Source organism: Bradyrhizobium sp. AZCC 1719 (assembly GCF_036924525.1).
Taxonomy (GTDB): domain Bacteria; phylum Pseudomonadota; class Alphaproteobacteria; order Rhizobiales; family Xanthobacteraceae; genus Bradyrhizobium.
The window spans coordinates 3132805-3149191 of the sequence record NZ_JAZHRU010000001.1 but is presented as its reverse complement, the minus strand read 5'-3'; the positions used below and the strand labels follow the sequence as shown (position 1 = coordinate 3149191).

The 16387-nt window shown below is 62.5% G+C and carries 15 protein-coding genes; 11 read left to right on the top strand and 4 right to left on the bottom strand.

Features of this window, described 5'->3' with window-relative positions:
* Nucleotides 1–110: 110 nt before the first annotated feature.
* Together V1292_RS14845 and V1292_RS14840 are read right to left on the bottom strand one after the other, a co-directional pair.
* Nucleotides 111–1451 (bottom strand): PQQ-dependent sugar dehydrogenase, encoded by a 1341-nt coding sequence (locus V1292_RS14845; protein ID WP_334373465.1) that lies wholly within the window; start codon nucleotides 1449–1451, stop codon nucleotides 111–113.
* A 187-nt stretch (nucleotides 1452–1638) separates the two neighbouring features.
* Nucleotides 1639–1896 carry a DUF6894 family protein gene (locus tag V1292_RS14840; RefSeq protein ID WP_028347078.1) on the bottom strand — a complete coding sequence of 86 codons (258 nt, stop codon included), beginning with the start codon at nucleotides 1894–1896 and terminating at the stop codon, nucleotides 1639–1641.
* 306 nt (nucleotides 1897–2202) lie between these two features.
* On the opposite strand from V1292_RS14840, the gene pqqA reads away from it, so the two are divergent.
* From pqqA to V1292_RS14785, 11 genes are all read left to right on the top strand, one after another.
* A complete protein-coding gene (gene pqqA / locus V1292_RS14835) occupies nucleotides 2203–2283 on the top strand; it encodes a pyrroloquinoline quinone precursor peptide PqqA (protein ID WP_082637312.1) in 81 nt (26 codons plus the stop codon).
* Between the two features lie 143 nt (nucleotides 2284–2426).
* Nucleotides 2427–3356, top strand: a complete 930-nt coding sequence (gene pqqB / locus V1292_RS14830; protein ID WP_334373463.1) for a pyrroloquinoline quinone biosynthesis protein PqqB — start codon at nucleotides 2427–2429, stop codon at nucleotides 3354–3356.
* Between the two features lie 20 nt (nucleotides 3357–3376).
* On the top strand, nucleotides 3377–4132 hold the full coding sequence (gene pqqC, locus V1292_RS14825) for a pyrroloquinoline-quinone synthase PqqC (protein WP_334377048.1): 756 nt from the start codon (nucleotides 3377–3379) through the stop codon (nucleotides 4130–4132).
* A 31-nt stretch (nucleotides 4133–4163) separates the two neighbouring features.
* Nucleotides 4164–4475 carry a pyrroloquinoline quinone biosynthesis peptide chaperone PqqD gene (gene pqqD / locus V1292_RS14820; RefSeq protein ID WP_334373462.1) on the top strand — a complete coding sequence of 104 codons (312 nt, stop codon included), beginning with the start codon at nucleotides 4164–4166 and terminating at the stop codon, nucleotides 4473–4475.
* On the top strand, nucleotides 4472–5680 hold the full coding sequence (gene pqqE / locus V1292_RS14815; RefSeq protein ID WP_334373460.1) for a pyrroloquinoline quinone biosynthesis protein PqqE: 1209 nt from the start codon (nucleotides 4472–4474) through the stop codon (nucleotides 5678–5680). The genes pqqD and pqqE overlap by 4 nt, the downstream gene beginning before the upstream one ends.
* Nucleotides 5670–6656: a prolyl aminopeptidase gene (gene pip, locus V1292_RS14810; protein ID WP_334373458.1), complete on the top strand. Its 987-nt coding sequence runs from the start codon at nucleotides 5670–5672 to the stop codon at nucleotides 6654–6656. Before pqqE ends, pip begins: the two co-directional genes overlap by 11 nt.
* A gap of 11 nt (nucleotides 6657–6667) precedes the next feature.
* Nucleotides 6668–7336, top strand: coding sequence for a hypothetical protein (locus V1292_RS14805; protein WP_334373457.1), 669 nt, complete (start codon nucleotides 6668–6670; stop codon nucleotides 7334–7336).
* A 97-nt stretch (nucleotides 7337–7433) separates the two neighbouring features.
* The gene (gene chrA, locus V1292_RS14800) at nucleotides 7434–8633 is read left to right on the top strand and encodes a chromate efflux transporter (protein WP_334373456.1); all 1200 of its coding nucleotides are present in this window, start codon (nucleotides 7434–7436) and stop codon (nucleotides 8631–8633) included.
* Between the two features lie 256 nt (nucleotides 8634–8889).
* A complete protein-coding gene (locus tag V1292_RS14795; protein WP_334373455.1) occupies nucleotides 8890–10692 on the top strand; it encodes an FAD-dependent oxidoreductase in 1803 nt (600 codons plus the stop codon).
* On the top strand, nucleotides 10662–12512 hold the full coding sequence (locus tag V1292_RS14790; RefSeq protein ID WP_334373454.1) for a 2-oxoacid:acceptor oxidoreductase subunit alpha: 1851 nt from the start codon (nucleotides 10662–10664) through the stop codon (nucleotides 12510–12512). The genes V1292_RS14795 and V1292_RS14790 overlap by 31 nt, the downstream gene beginning before the upstream one ends.
* Nucleotides 12509–13564: a 2-oxoacid:ferredoxin oxidoreductase subunit beta gene (locus V1292_RS14785; protein WP_065744400.1), complete on the top strand. Its 1056-nt coding sequence runs from the start codon at nucleotides 12509–12511 to the stop codon at nucleotides 13562–13564. The genes V1292_RS14790 and V1292_RS14785 overlap by 4 nt, the downstream gene beginning before the upstream one ends.
* Here the strand turns inward: V1292_RS14785 and V1292_RS14780 are convergent, their stop codons facing one another.
* Together V1292_RS14780 and V1292_RS14775 are read right to left on the bottom strand one after the other, a co-directional pair.
* Complete coding sequence (locus V1292_RS14780) at nucleotides 13565–15109, bottom strand: SpoVR family protein (protein WP_334373453.1); 1545 nt, start codon at nucleotides 15107–15109, stop codon at nucleotides 13565–13567. It lies immediately after the preceding gene.
* The gene (locus V1292_RS14775; RefSeq protein ID WP_334377047.1) at nucleotides 15106–16377 is read right to left on the bottom strand and encodes a YeaH/YhbH family protein; all 1272 of its coding nucleotides are present in this window, start codon (nucleotides 16375–16377) and stop codon (nucleotides 15106–15108) included. The genes V1292_RS14780 and V1292_RS14775 overlap by 4 nt, the downstream gene beginning before the upstream one ends.
* Nucleotides 16378–16387: the final 10 nt, after the last annotated feature.

Here is a 16387-nt window from a genome sequence, read left to right as displayed (position 1 = left end):
CGCAATTGCGCACCTGAGAACCTCGAGATTCCCCGATGCGCAATTGCGCATCTGAGGTCTGGTGCTGACGCACCATCCCGGAATGACTACTACTCGCAATGACGATGAGACTACGACTTCCCCGCCGTCTTCGGCTTGCCGTAGGTGATGCGATAGACGGCGCCGTTGTAGTCGTCGGAGACCAGCAGCGAACCGTCCTTCATCTGCAGCACGTCGACCGGGCGGCCGATATATTTGTTGTCTTCCAGGAAGCCGGTGAGGAACGGCTCCATCGACTTCATGGTGCCGTCCTTGTTCAGCTTGGCGATGACGACGTCGCCGCCCACTTTCTTGGAGCGATTCCAGGAGCCGTGCCGGACGATGATGGCCACGTTCTTGTAGGCTTTCGGGAACATGTTGCCGGTGTAGAAGCGCATGCCGAGCGCTGCAGAATGCGGGCCCAACAGCCCGACCGGCGCGGTGTATTCGTTGCAGGATTTGCCCCAACCGAATTCGGGATCGACAATGTTGCCCTGCAGGCAGAACGGCGCGCCGAAATGCTCGCCGACCTTGGTCATGCGATTGAGTTCGTCCTCGGGCACGTCTTCCGACATCCAGTCGCGGCCGTTATCGGTGAAGTAGAGCTGCTTGGTCTCCGGATGCCAGTCGAAGCCGACGGTGTTGCGCACGCCGCGGGCGATCACTTCCGCGCCCGAGCCGTCGAAATTCATCCGGTGGATCAAGCCATGCTCGTCGTCGTTCAGCACGTTGTTGCCGGGCTGGCCGACCGGAACGTAGAGCTTGTTGTCGGGACCGATGCCGATGAATTTCCAGCCATGGGCTTCGTCCTTTGGCAGCTTGTCGAAGATCACGGTCGGCTTCGGCGGATTATCCAGGACGTCCTCGACCTTGTCGATCTTGGATACCTTGGACAGTTCGGCGATGTAGAGTGTGCCGTCCTTGAAGGCGACGCCGTTCGGCCGGTACAGGCCGGAAGCCAGCACCTTGACCTCGCGTTTGCCGTCCTTGTTGACGATGGCATAGACCTTGTCGACGAGGCGGCTGCCGACGAACACCGTGCCCTTGTCGCCGAGCGCGAGCGAGCGGGCATTCGCCATTCCGGCGGCATAGACCTCGATGTTGAAACCGGCCGGCACCTTGAGCTTCGCCGTCGGCAGCTTGTCCGGCGCCGCGGCGATCGGCGGCGGCGCGATCGGCGCCAGCTTGGCAGCGGCATCGTTGCCCGCGGGACGTCCGATCAGCGGCGATCCCGGCGGAAGCGCGGGCGAGGCCGCAGTACCGGCGGGCGGCGGCGCACCGGCAGCCGGCGCCTGGGCGGCCGGCGGCGTAGCGGGCTGCTGGGCGGCAGCCGGCGGTTCGGCGGACTGCTGGGCAGCGGCGCCTAGTATGAAGGCACTCAGGAATGCGCCGGACAGCAGCACGCTGCGCGGCACCGACAAACAGCTCATCATGGGCGTTCTCCCTGGCGGAAGCCTTTCTCTCTTTTCGCGCGGGCTCGCATGATGCCGGCGCCGGAGGCTTTCCCGGCCGGCACTCTCCAATATTTGTCCGCCGGTGTGCAATCGGAAAACTTCGCGTCCGGAAGTTGCATCGCAAAACCGAGCGAGCACGAAGCTCCCACGCCGATACAGCGCGCAGTCAGTGCCTGGTGATGGGACCGCCAGGCGCATCGAGAATCGCTTCTGCGAACGGAAACTCCAGCACGATCTCGCCATCGTCGTCGGTGACTTCGATGGTGGCGCTGAGCAGCGCACCGTCGGCGCCATCGGTCTTGAGCAGTTCCCGGATCATGGCACGCGCCATTTCCCAGGCGCGATCGGGATCCCTGAGCACTTCGCCGTCGGGATCGGAAATCAGCTCATCGCCGATACGGGTGTTGAAGTAATATCGCGGCATCGGCGGAAACCTGGCTCCATTTGAGCCCCCGCAACCGGAAGGCCCATCTCACAAGTTTTCTTTATCCGGAGCCGGCAGCGCTCCGTCGCACTCAGAATTGCCATTCGCGGTGGTGCGAACAACCGCGAAACGCTTGATCCCACGCTGTTTTGACCAAGGCCCTCCGCACAACTCCGTGAATTCTTCTTTGCGGCGCAGCATAAACAAATAGGGGTTCCAGGCAAAAGATTTAACTGGCGAACTTTTTGATCCGCAGTACCTTAACCCGCGAGGGCGGAGTCCGTCCGGTAGCAAAAGGAGCGACAAATGGCCTGGAAAGCACCAAAAATCGCCGAAGTATCGGTCGGCATGGAAATCAACATGTATATGTGCGCCACCCGCAAGTAAGCGGTAGCGCGTATCAAATCTCACGCAGGTGGACTTCCGGGCTCGACACGTTCTGCGAGAGCGGAGCGGCGTCGGGGGCTGGTATCCACCTCGTGGCGTTTTTGGTTTGTACCTTCGAGTTTCGAATCTCCAGGAGACGGATCATGCTTCGCGTCGTCGTCCTGGGCGCCGCGGCGGGCGGCGGCGTTCCACAGTGGAATTGCGGATGCCCGGTGTGCCGGAAAGCACGAAGCGACCATCCGGAATTGCGGAGCACCCAGGCCTCCATCGCGGTCAGCGCAGACGGCGAGCACTGGTATCTCATCAACGCCTCGCCCGACCTGCGCCAGCAGGTGATCGCGACGCCGCAGCTTCATCCCCGGGCGGGACAGCTCAGGCACAGCCCGATCGCCGGCGTGATCCTGACCAATGGCGAAATCGACGCCGTCGCGGGGCTGTTGTCGATGCGCGAGGGTTCGCCGTTTACGCTCTATGCGCATGAACGGGTACTTGCGATTCTCAGATCCAACAGCATCTTCAATGTCCTGAACGAGAAAAACGTGAAGCGGCGGCCGATCGAGGTCGACAAGGCGTTCGAGCCCGCCCTGCCCGACGGCTCGCCATCCGGCATGGAAATCCTGCCCTTCGCGGTTCCCGGCAAGGGCGCGTGGTATCTCGAAGGCAAGGCGCATCCGGCAGGCGGCGACGGCGCGGGCGACACGCTGGGCTTGCGGATTCTGGACAAGGGAAGCGGCAAGTATTTCTATTTCCTGGCCGCCTGCGCACGCGTGACCGACGATCTCAAATCGCGCCTTTCGGGCGCTGATCTGGTGTTTTTTGACGGCACCGTGTGGCGCGACGATGAATTGATCGCAGCCGGCCTCGGCACCAAGACAGGACAAAGCATGGGCCATATTTCGATGTCCGGCGATCGTGGCGCGATCGAGAGCCTCGCCGATCTCGACGTCGGAACGAAGGTGTTCCTGCATATCAACAACTCCAACCCCGCTCTGCTGCGCGGCTCGGACGAACGCAAGGCAGTGGAGCAGGCAGGCTGGCACATCCCCGCTGACGGAACGGAGATCAAGCTGTGAACGTCGTCGCTGCACCCGCAATGACCGCCCTATCGATCGGCAAGGGCATTACGCTCAATAGCGCCGAGGAACTGGAGGCGACGCTGCGCCATATCGGCGCGACGCGTTATCACAGCTTGCATCCGTTCCATCGGCTGTTGCATGGCGGCAAGCTCAACAAGGGGCAGGTGCAGGCCTGGGCACTGAACCGCTATTATTACCAGAGCACGATCCCGCTGAAGGATGCGATGGTGATCTCGCGGTTCCGCGACCGTGCGACCCGGATCGAATGGCGGCACCGCATCGAGGATCACGATGGCGATGTGGGCAGCGAAGGCGGCATCGAGCGCTGGCTCAAACTGACCGAGGGGCTCGGTCTCGACAGCGCCTATGTGGAATCGACCGAAGGCATCCTGCCGGCAACGCGATTTGCGGTGGAGGCCTATGTGCATTTCTGCCGCGACAAGACGCCGCTGGAGGCCATCGCTTCCTCGCTTACGGAACTGTTCGCGCCGAACCTCCACGAGGAGCGCATCTCCGGGATGCTGCAGCACTATGATTTCGTGAATCCTGACATCATGAGCTATTTCAGCCGCCGCCTGACCCAGGCGCCTCGCGATGCGGGCTTCGCGCTGGAATACGTCAAGGCGAACGCAAAAACGCCGGCGGAGCGTGAGGCGGTCTGCAACGCGCTGATCTTCAAGACCAATGTGCTATGGGTTCAGCTCGACGCGCTGTATCATGCCTATGTCGAGGGCCACATACCGCCCGGGGCATTCGTGCCCCAAGGAAGCTAACGAGGAAACTGACAAAGGGAACTGGCGATCGATGGCTCTAGGCCGCAACATCAGTGTCAGCGAGGCGAGCCGGCCGAAATTGCCGCGGCACGCCCGCTTGAAGTTCGATGAGACGCGGCAGGTCTGGGTGATCCTGGCGCCGGAGCGGGTGCTGGCGCCGGATGAGATCGCAGTTGAGGTGCTGCAACTTTGCGACGGCGAGCGCAGCGTCGCCGACATGGTCGACCAGCTTGCAGCCAAATACGCCGCGCCGCGCGAGGCGATTTTAACCGACGTCATCGCGATGTTGCAGGACCTCGCCGACAAGGGCTTTCTGACCGAAGCGCGTGAGAAGACGTCATGACCGACATTCTCGCAGACGGTAAAACAGCCAGCGCCGCGCCCAGTGACGGGCTCGCGGTGCTCGAACAGAAGCGTTCGACCGCGGAGACGTTCGGCATTCCGCTTGCCGTGCTCGCCGAGCTGACGCACCGCTGCCCGCTGCAGTGCCCCTATTGCTCCAACCCGGTTGAGCTCGACCGCGGCAGCAGCGAATTGACTACAGAAGAATGGAAGAAGGTCTTGAGCGAGCTCGCCGAAATCGGCGTGCTGCAAATCCATTTCTCGGGCGGCGAGCCGACCGCGCGCAAGGACCTGGTGGAGTTGGTGCAGCACGCGACCGATGTCGGGCTGTACAGCAATCTCATCACCTCGGCGGTGCTGCTGACCAAGGAAAAACTGTCCGCGCTCGCCGATGCCGGGCTCTGCCATGTGCAGATCAGCTTCCAGGGCAACGAGCCGATCGTGGCCGACCGCGTCGCAGGGCTGAAAAATGCGCATGAGAAAAAGCTTGAAGTCGCTAAATGGACGCGTGAGGTCGACCTGCCGTTGACGGTCAACGCGGTCATGCACCGCCAGAACCTGCACCAACTCCCTGATATCATTCAGATGGCGGTCGATCTCGACGCCGACCGGCTCGAGGTCGCCAACGTCCAGTATTACGGCTGGGCCTTGAAGAACCGCGCGGCGCTGATGCCGACGCTCGAACAGATCGAGGAAACCAGCCGGATCGTCGAGGAAGCCGCGACGCGCCTGAAGGGCACCCTCGCCATCGACTATGTCGTGCCGGATTATTACGCGCTGCGCCCGAAGAAGTGCATGGGCGGCTGGGGCCGGCAGTTTTTCAACATCTCGCCCGCGGGCAAGGTGCTGCCCTGCCATGCCGCGGAAAGCATCACCGGGCTCGAATTCGAATCCGTCCGCTCAAACCATTCGATCGCCTGGATCTGGCAGAACTCGGAAGCCTTCAACCGCTATCGCGGCACCGGCTGGATGCCCGAGCCGTGCAAGAGCTGCGAGTTCCGCGAAATCGATTTCGGCGGCTGCCGCTGCCAGGCCTTTGCGCTGACCGGCGACGCCGGAAATACCGATCCGGCCTGCACGTTCTCGCCGCGGCATGAAGAGATCTTCAAGACCGCCGAGCGCGAGGCCGCCGCGCACCAGGATCGCTTCCTCTACCGCAATTTCGCCGGCGGCACGCTGGAGACGGAAGGCGAGCATGGCGCCTGATGCCGACGCCGGCAAATCCATCAAACGCGCCGACCCCTTTGCGCCGCTGACGTCGGAGCAGCTCGCGGTTGGCGAAGGCCACGACATCTATGTCGAGAGCATCGGCCGGCCCGATGGCACTCCAGCGATCTATCTGCATGGCGGGCCCGGCAGTGGGTGCCAGCCCGATCATCGCCGGCTGTTCGATCCCGAACGTTTTCATGCCGTGCTGTTCGACCAGCGCGGTGCCGGACGAAGCCGCCCCAAGGGCGGCCGCGAAGCCAACACGCTGCCGCATCTGATCGCAGACATGGAAATGATCCGCGAGAAATTCGGCTTTCAGCGCTGGATGGTTGTCGGCGGCTCCTGGGGCGCGACGCTGGCGCTGGCCTATGCGCAGGCCCATCCCGACCGCGTCTCCGGCATCGTGCTGCGCGCTACTTTCCTGGGCACATCAGAGGAAATCGAAAACGGCTTTCTAAAAGTGCTGCCGCGGTTCTATCCCGGGCTTTACGACGACTTCATGAGCGTGTTGCCGGAAGGCGAGCGCGCGCAACCGCTGCAGGCGTATTTCCGCAGGATCCTCGATCCCAATCCCGACGTGAATGTTCCTGCCGCGCGGGCATGGGGCGAAACCGAACGGATACTTTCCGAACACACGCCGAACCGCACGCGCCTTGACCTGTCGACGCTGAATTCGTCGCGCAACATGCCGACGACGCCGTTTATGGAAGCGCACTATTTCGCCAATGACTGCTTCATGAAGCCGGATCAATTGATAGCCGAAGCGGTCAGGCTTGCCGGCGTTCCCGGCATCATCGTGCAAGGCCGTTACGATCTGCTTTGTCCGCCCGCGACCTCGCACGCGCTTGCGGCAGTTTGGCGCGAAGCCGAAATCCGCTTTGTCGAGGGCGCCGGCCACACGCTGTATGATCCTGGCGTCCGCGACGCTGTGATGAAGGCAATCGCGGACATGGCATCCCAAGCCAGCAAATAGGAAGCAAGAAAATGCCGATCGCCGGAAAGGGCATGCTGCTGACGTCGATGAATATCGATGCCGAGCACGAAGCCGAGTTCAATCGCTGGTACGATCGCGAACATCTCGAAGAGCGCGTCGCCATCGAAGGTTTTCTCGAGGCCCGCCGCTATGTCGCGCATGACGCCGACCCGAAATATCTCAGCCTCTATTCCACCGAAACGTTCGAGGTGCTGGATAGTCCGGCCTATCGCACCGCGCTCGCCAACCAGACCGCATGGTCGAAAGCCAACATTGCGCGCTTCAAAAACATGATCCGCGCGGTCGCACGCATCACGGTTAGTCGCGGCACCGGCCGCGGCGCGGCGCTCGGCATCGTCAAGCTGCGTCCCCCGTCCGGCGGCGAGGACAAGCTGCGGGTTGCGCTTGCCGAGCAACTCGATCCCGCGCAGCGCGACGGGATCATATCTGTACACCTGATCGAGAGCGACCCGGCGCTGTCGAAGCCGATCACCGACGATCCCTCCGCGTCCGATCCCGGCGCCAGCGATTGGTTTGTGCTGATTGACGCGACCGACGTTGGCGCGCTGCCGCCGGCGATGCTGCGCTTCAGCGGCAACATCGCATTGAAGCCGCTGACGATCTCGAGCGGCACCTACCGGCTGATGTGGGATCTGGCGAAGAGCGATATCGGCGGCTGATCTGGCGCACATGTAGTCGTCGGGTCGCTCGGGGCGAAACGCTTGGCGGCCGGGCATGTTCCCGGTATCGTCGATCACCACAACGGAGTTGAAATGCATGGCGGAAAAATCCGCGGACAGTGTCGCCGAGGTTTTTGCCGCCTTTCTCAAGCTTGGCCTGACATCGTTCGGCGGGCCGATCGCACATCTCGGTTACTTCAGGACCGAATTCGTCGAGCGGCGGAAATGGCTCAGCGAAAGCAGTTACGCTGATGTCGTTGCGCTCTGCCAATTCCTGCCGGGCCCGGCGTCCAGCCAGGTCGGCTTCACCCTCGGCATACTGCGCGGCAACGGCCTGCTTGGCGGGCTAGCTGCGTGGTTCGCTTTCACCATGCCATCTGCTGTCATTCTCTTCGCTTTCGCGCTCGGTGCGAGCGTCCTCACTGGCCCGTTTGCCGAAGGCATTCTTCACGGCCTGAAGCTGGTGGCGGTTGCTGTGGTCGCACAGGCCATCTGGGGTATGGCGAGCAGCCTGACGCCGGACCGCGAACGCGCCGCCATCGCACTTGCCGCGGTTGCGATCGTGGTTTTCGTCGGTGGGTCGTTCGGACAGATCGGCGCCATCGCTCTTGGAGCCTTGGCCGGGCTCTGGCTGTGCCGCGGAGGCGCACCCGCTCCGACCGGCCATCTCGGATTCTCCGTATCGCATCGACACGGCGCGGCGGCGCTCGTGCTTTTCGCGGCCTTGTTCCTGATCACGCCGCTGGTGACGGCACAAACCGGCTCGCAAGGGCTTGCCCTGTTCGACGCCTTCTATCGTTCTGGCGCCCTGGTGTTCGGCGGCGGCCATGTCGTGCTGCCGCTATTGCAGGCGGAAGTCGTAACGCCGGGCTGGGTCAGCAACGCGGATTTCCTGGCGGGTTACGGCATGGCGCAAGCGGTGCCCGGACCGCTGTTCACGTTCGCGGCCTATCTCGGCGCGGTCGCGGAGCCCGCCCCCAACGGGCTCGCCGGCGCTTCGATTGCGCTCATCGCCTTGTCCCTGCCTGGACTGCTGCTGGTCTACGGCATGCTGCCATTCTGGGATGCGCTACGCCTGCGCCCCAAGGCCCAGGCCGCGATGCGCGGCACCAATGCCGCCGTCGTCGGCATCCTTGGCGCCGCGCTCTACAATCCGGTCTGGACCAGCGCCGTGCTCACACCACGTGACTTCGCCGTCGCGCTCGCCGGCTTCCTGCTGCTGACGGTCTGGAAGCTGCCGCCATGGATTGTCGTCGTCATCCTGGCGACGGCCGGAGCTGCGCTGCCGCTGACCTGACGTCTGCCCGTTCATTCAGCATTAAAGCAAAGCTGCACTGCACATGCTGCAGTGCCAGATCAACGCTGCGACGCCAAATCCACGCTTCCGTGCAATTGGAAAGCTGGAGATCGCACAGAATTGCCTTGTGCGCAGCGTCTGGAATGGCTCTAATAAGATAACCCTATGATCCAATTCAAAAACCACAAGAACGCTCCTTAAGCGTTCGCAGGCAAAATAAGGCCGCGTTTCCTGAGCTTGCGCGGACAAGGTAGGAATGAAACCGACTGATATCTCGGCGCCAGACTACTTTCACAAAGTGGTTGATTGCCAATGGGCCTGCCCCGCTCACACCCCGGTTCCCGAGTACATCCGTTTGATTGCCGAGGGGCGTTATAGCGACGCCTACATGATCAACTGGAAATCGAATGTGTTTCCCGGAATTCTGGGACGCACCTGCGATCGTCCATGCGAGCCCGCCTGCCGGCGGGGCCGCGTCGAGGAAAACCCGGTTGCGATCTGCCGCCTGAAGCGCGTTGCCGCCGACTTCAAGGACGACGTCAAGCACCGCATGCCGAAGCCATCATCGGCGAAGAACGGCAAGCGCATCGCGCTGGTCGGCGGCGGTCCCGCCTCGCTCACCGTCGCGCGCGACCTCGCCCCGCTCGGCTATCACTGCACCGTGTTCGATTCCGATCCCAAGGCGGGCGGCATGATGCGGAGCCAGATTCCAAAGTTCCGCCTGCCTGACTCGGTCATCGACGAGGAAACCGATTACATCCTCGACCTCGGCGTCGAGTTCAAGGGCGGCCATCGCGTCGACAGCCTGAAGAAGCTGCTGAGCGAAAACTATGACGCGATCTTCGTCGGCTCCGGCGCGCCGCGCGGTCGCGAGCTCGACATCCCCGGCCGCAAGGAAGCAGCCGCCAACATTCACATCGGCATTGAATGGCTCGCTTCCGTCTCGTTCGGCCATGTCGAGAAGATTGGCCGCCGCGTCATCGTGCTCGGCGGCGGCAACACCGCGATGGATTGTTGCCGCACCGCGCGCCGGCTCGGCGGCGCGGACGTCAAAGTGATCGTGCGCTCCGGCTTCGAGGAGATGAAGGCGAGCCCCTGGGAGAAGGAAGACGCCCTTCACGAGGATATTCCGATCCTCAATTGCATGGTGCCGGTGGCATTCAAGCATGTAAGCGGCAAGCTGATCGGCGTTACCTTCCAGAAGGTGAAGGCCGAATACGACGCCAAGGGCCGTCGTAACCTGGTGCCCTCGGGCGAGCCGGACCAGACCATCCCTTGCGATGACGTGCTGGTCGCCGTCGGCCAGGAGAACGCGTTCCCCTGGATCGAGCGCGACTGCGGCATCGAGTTCGACAAATGGAACATGCCGCAGGTCGATCCCAACACCTTCGTATCGACCAATCCGAAAGTGTTCTTTGGCGGCGATGCCGCCTTCGGTCCGAAGAACATCATCTGGGCGGTGGCGCACGGCCACGACGCGGCGCTGTCGATCCACAAGATGCTCTCTGGTGAGGACATCAACGAGCGTCCGCTGCCCGAGGTAAACGTCTTCTCGCAGAAGATGGGCATCCACGAGTGGAGCTACGACAACGACATCTCCGGCGACAAGCGCTTCAAGGTGCCGCATCGCGACAAGGTGATCGCGCTAAAGGACATCAAGGCGGAGGTCGAGCTCGGCTATGACGTCAAGCTCGCGCTCGGCGAGGCGCAGCGCTGCCTGAACTGCGACGTGCAGACCATATTCTCGGCGCCAGCCTGCATCGAATGCGATGCCTGCGTCGACATCTGCCCGATGGATTGCATCACGTTTACAGAGAACGGCGAGGAGGACGACCTGCGGCAACGGCTGAAAGCGCCGTCGCCGCATCACGACCAGGCGCTCTATGTCGCCGAAGGGCTCAAGACCGGCCGCGTCATGGTGAAGGATGAAGACGTCTGCCTGCATTGCGGGCTGTGCGCCGAGCGTTGTCCGACCGGCGCCTGGGACATGCAAAAGTACCTCATCGATATGACTCACGCGGGATCAACATGTCAGTCCAAAGCCCGATCAGCAGCGTAAACGACTTCGTCGTCCGTTTCGCCAACGTCAACGGTTCGGGTTCAGCCAGCGCCAACGAACTGTTCGCGCGCTCGATCCTGCGCCACGGCGTGCCGGTCTCACCGCGCAATATCTTCCCCTCGAACATCCAGGGGCTTCCGACCTGGTATGAGGTGCGCGTGACGGAGGCCGGCCATCTCGGCGCCCGCGGCGGCGTCGACATGATGGTGGCGATGAACCCGCAGACCTGGGACAAGGATGTCGCCTCGATCGAGCCCGGCGGCTATCTGTTCTACGATTCGACCAAGCCGATGCCGTCGTCGAAATTCCGCGCCGACATCACCGTGATCGGCGTGCCGCTGACCGCAATCGCCAATTCGACCTATACCGATCCGCGCCAGCGCCAGCTCTTCAAGAACATCATCTATCTCGGCGCGCTCTGCGCCTTGCTCGATCTCGATCCCAAGCTGGTCGAGCAACTGATCGGCGAACAGTACAAGGGCAAGGAAAAACTGCTGTCGTCGAATGTCCACGCGCTGCATCTCGGCCGCGACTGGGCGCTGCAGAACCTGAAGTGCCCGATCGGTTTGCAGGTGAAGAAGTCCGACAAGGTCGGCGACCGCATCTTCATGGAAGGCAACAGTGCGGCGGCGCTAGGGGCGGTCTATGGCGGCGCCACCGTCTGCGCCTGGTATCCGATCACGCCATCGTCGTCGGTGGCGGAAGCCTTCACCAGCCACTGCAAGAAGCTGCGGCACGACCCTGAGACGGGCAAGGCGAAATACGCGATCGTGCAAGGCGAGGATGAGCTCGCCTCCATCGGCATCGTGATCGGCGCCTCCTGGAACGGCGCGCGGGCCTTCACCGCAACCTCCGGCCCCGGCATTTCCTTGATGACCGAATTCATCGGCCTGTCCTACTTCGCGGAAATTCCGGCCGTGATCATGAACATCCAGCGCGCCGGCCCCTCGACGGGCATGCCGACGCGTACCCAGCAATGCGACATCATCGCCTGCGCCTATGCCTCGCACGGCGATACCAAGCACGTCCTGCTGTTTCCGGAAGACCCGGCCGAAGCGTTCGAGTTCGCGGCGCAGTCGTTCGATCTGGCCGACCGGCTGCAGACCATGATCTTCCTGATGCTCGACCTCGACATCGGCATGAACCACCGGCTGTGCCGCCCGCTGAAGTGGGACGACGCCAGGCAGTATGACCGCGGCAAGGTGATGACTGCGGAAATGCTTAACGAGCCCGGGCGCGATTTCGGCCGCTATCTCGACGTCGACGGCGACGGCATCCCCTACCGCACCTATCCCGGCACGCACCCGACCAAAGGCTCGTTCTTCACCCGCGGCACCTCGCGCGACCGCTACGCGCGCTATTCGGAAGAAGGCGCCATCTACGCCGACAACATGCAGCGGCTGGTGCGCAAGTTCGAGACCGCGCAGGACATGGTGCCGCGGCCGTTGCAGGCCAACGCCGCCAAGCCGACCAAATACGGCGTGATCTATTTCGGCTCGACGTCGCCGGCGATGGACGAGGCGATCGGGATTCTGGAATCGCGCGGGCATCAGCTCGACCGGCTGCGCATCCGCGCCTTCCCGTTCCACTCCAGCGTGGCGAGCTTCATCGCCGATCATGATTTCGTGTACGTGGTCGAGCAGAACCGCGACGGCCAGTTGCGGCAGTTGATCGTCAACGAGAACGGCATCGATCCGGTTCGGCTGGTGCCGATCCTGCATTATGACGGCACGCCGATCACCGCACGCTTCATCGCCAACGCGATCGGCGACCACCAGGATCATCTGAAAGTGACCCCTCTCCGCAAGGCCGTGTCATGACCTACATCGCAAAACCGAAATTCCAGCATCCGGGCCTGCCGAAGAACGAACTCGGCTACACCCACCGGGATTACGAGGGGAAAGTTTCGACCCTGTGCGCCGGCTGCGGTCACGACTCGATCACCGCCTCGATCATCGAGGCCTGCTACGAACTCTCGATCGAGCCGCACCGGGTGGCCAAGATTTCCGGCATAGGCTGCTCGTCGAAGACGCCCGATTACTTCCTCGGCAATTCGCACGGCTTCAATTCGGTGCACGGCCGGATGCCGTCGGTCCTGACCGGCGCCAACCTCGCCAACCGCGACCTGATCTATCTCGGCGTCTCCGGCGACGGCGATAGCGCCTCGATCGGCTTCGGCCAGTTCGCGCATTCGATCCGGCGTGCCGTCAACATGACCTACATCGTCGAGAACAACGGCGTCTACGGCCTGACCAAGGGGCAATTTTCGGCGACTGCCGACCGCGGTTCGAAGTCGAAAAAGGGCGTGATGAACACCGACAACGCCATCGACCTGGTGGCGATCGCGCTACAATTGGGCGCGAGCTTCGTGGCGCGCAGCTTCTCCGGCGACAAGAGCCAGCTCGTGCCGCTGATCGCAGCCGCCATACGGCACAAGGGCGCGGCGTTCATCGACGTCATCAGCCCCTGCATCGCCTTCAACAATCACGCCGGCTCGACCAAGAGCTTTGACTATGTCCGCGAGCATAACGATGCGGTCAACCGCCTCGACGTGCTCACCGGCCGCGACCCGATCACCGTCGAATATGCACCGGGCACGGTGCAGGTGGTCGAGCAGCACGACGGCACGCGGCTGGCGCTGCGCAAGATCGACGCCGACTACGACGCCAACGACCGGCTGGCCGCCATGACCTTCCTGCAGAAACACGCTGCCAAGGGCCAGGTCGTCACCGGGCTGCTCTATGTCGATCCGGACGCGGAAGACCTCCACACCCATCTCGACACCGTCGAGACGCCGCTCAATACGCTCGAAGCCAAGGACCTGTGCCCCGGCTCGGCGGCGCTGGAAAAGATCAACGCCAGCCTGCGGTAGCTATGCTACCGCGGCGATCTTCCGCGGGTTTGCAACGTACTCCTTCAAGACCGTACCAGATGCATCGGCCTCGACGAGGGATACGTCGTAGGTCCAGAGATCGGCAAGGTGTTGCAGCACGCGCTTGGTGTCGGCTTCGCTGAGCTGGGCGCCCTTTACCACGGTATGGCGCAGCATCAGGCGACGATCGCCTGCAAGGTCGACATCGACGACCTCGATGTTCGCATCGATGAAACCGACATCGTACTGCCGCGCCAGTTCGCGCCGGAGCCGGCGATAGCCGCGCTCGTCGTGGATGGCATCTACCAGGATGCCGGCCCGCTCTTCCGGATCGTCATGCAGATGGAACATGCGGAAGTGCCGCATCAGCCGCGGGCTCAGGAACTGGCTGATGAAGCTTTCATCGCGATAATTGGCCCAGATGTCGCGCAACACGCCCATCGTATCGCCGGTCCCGGCGATATCCGGGAACCAATCGCGGTCCTCAGCTTCCGGATTGGTGACGATGCGTTCGATGTCCTGCATCATCGCAAATCCCAGCGCATAGGGATTGAAGCCGGAATAGCGCGGATCGTCGAACTCGGGCTGGAACACGACGTTGGTGTGCGACTGCAGGAATTCGAGGAAATTGCCGTCCGTCAGCCGCCCCTGCTCGTGCAGCCGGCTGATGATGCGATAGTGAACGTAGGTCGCCGTGCCCTCGTTCATCACCTTGGTCTGGCTCTGTGGATAGAAGTATTGCGCGATGTGCCGCACGATCCGCAATATTTCGCGCTGCCAAGGCTTCAGCCGCGGCGCCGTCTTCTCGAGAAAATACAGCAGGTTTTCCTGCGGCAGACCGAGCATCGCGCGACGTCGTTCGACATCCAGTACCGCGCCACTCTTGGCCGGGCCGGTGGGAACGGTGCGCCACAAATCGTTGAACTCCCTCTCCTCATGGGCACGGCGCCTGCCCGCCCGCTTTTCCTCCGCGCGAAGATCGAGGCTCTTCTTGCCGGGATAGCGATCGATGCCGTGCGACATCAAGGCGTGCGCGGCGTCGAGCGTGTGCTCGACCGCCAGCCGGCCATGGCGCTCCTCGCAGTGCGCCACATAGCGCTTGGCGAATTCGAGATAGTCGAGAATGCCGTCGGCGTCGGTCCATTGCTTGAACAGATAGTTGTTCTTGAAGAAGTGATTGTGGCCAAACGCGGCATGCGCGATGACGAGCGTCTGCATCGTCGCGGTGTTTTCCTCCATGAGGTAGGATATGCACGGCGAGGAGTTGATGACGATCTCGTAGGCCAGACCCATCAGCCCCTTGCGGTAGGATGCCTCCTGAAAGGCAAAGTGCTTGCCGAACGACCAATGCTTGTAGAACAGGGGCATGCCGACCGACGAATAGGCGTCCAGCATCTGCTCGGCGGTAATGACCTCGATCTGGTTGGGGTAGACGTCGAGTCCCAATTCGTCCCGCGCAATCTGCTCGCAGGCATCGCAGATCCGCTGCAGCGTCCGGAAGTCCCAGTCGGCCCCCTCGAACAGCAACTGGTCGGTCGCGGTCATGATGCTGTCCTTTCCTGCGGGCCACGACGCTGGAAGAGATCGTGAAATACCGGGAAGATCTCGCTGCGTTCGTTGACCTTGCGCATCGACAGCGGCGCACCATTCGCACGCAATCCCTCGTAAAGGGTCCAGAGCGCCGAATTGGGCATTTCGTAGGACAGGCCGTTTTCCTGGCCGACTTCCAGGTAGGCAAAAAACTGGGTGACCGGCAGGATGTTGTCGGTGAGGAGCCGGCTCGCGACTTCGCCGTCCGCGTAGGAATTGTCCCCGTCGGAAGCCTGCGCAGCGTAGATGTTCCAGTCCGCCGGCCGGAACCGCGACCGCACAATGTCATGCATCGCCTGCAACGCGCTTGACACCAGCGTGCCGCCGGAAGCCGGCCCGTAAAAGAACGTCTGCTCGTCGACCTCTTCGGCCCGGTCGGTATGCCGGATGAAAACGATCTCGACGTGGCGATAGCGCCGCTTCAGGAAGACGTAGAGCAGCATATAGAAGCGCTTGGCGAGATCCTTCATATGCTCGGTCATCGAACCGGAGACGTCCATCAGGCAGAACATCACGGCCTGCGCCACGGGCTTTGGTACCGTCTCGAAACGCCGGTACCGGATATCGATCGGATCGATGAACGGGATGCGGCGCATCTTTGTCTTCAGGGCCTCGATCTCGGCCATGAGTTCGGCGCGACGCTCCTCGCTGCAATCCAAAAGCTCCGCTTCGAGGGCCTCCAGCACCTCCCGCCTCGGTCGCCGTAGCGCAACGCGTCGCGCCAGAGCGCGACTTACCGTTCGGCTCACCGAGATGTTGGCAGGCGATCCGGATGTTGTGTAGCCGGCCCGGCGAATGCCTTCGCTCTCCACCTCAGCCAGCTTTCGCTTGGCAAGATCAGGCAATTCCAGGTCGTCCAGGAACAGGTCGACAAACTCGTCGCGGCTGAGGACGAAGCGGAACGTATCTTCGCTGTCGCCCTCGCCCGCTCCTCTTCCTCTGCCGCCGCTCTGGTTTGGTCGCGGCAGGATATCGCCTTCGACGAACTTCTTGTTTCCAGGCAGCACCATGTCGCGCGTGCCGCCCTCGCGACGAAAGCGCGGCTCGTCCATGCCGTCGATCGGGACGCTGACCTCGCCGCCTTCCAGGACATCCTTGATGTCCCGGCTCTGCGACGATTTCTTCACAGCTCCCTGGACCAGCGCCTTAGCCCTGCGCAGAAAGCGCTGGCGATTCTCAAGACTCTTGCTGCCTGGATTCAGGCGCCGGTCGACGATGTGAATAGCCACGTTT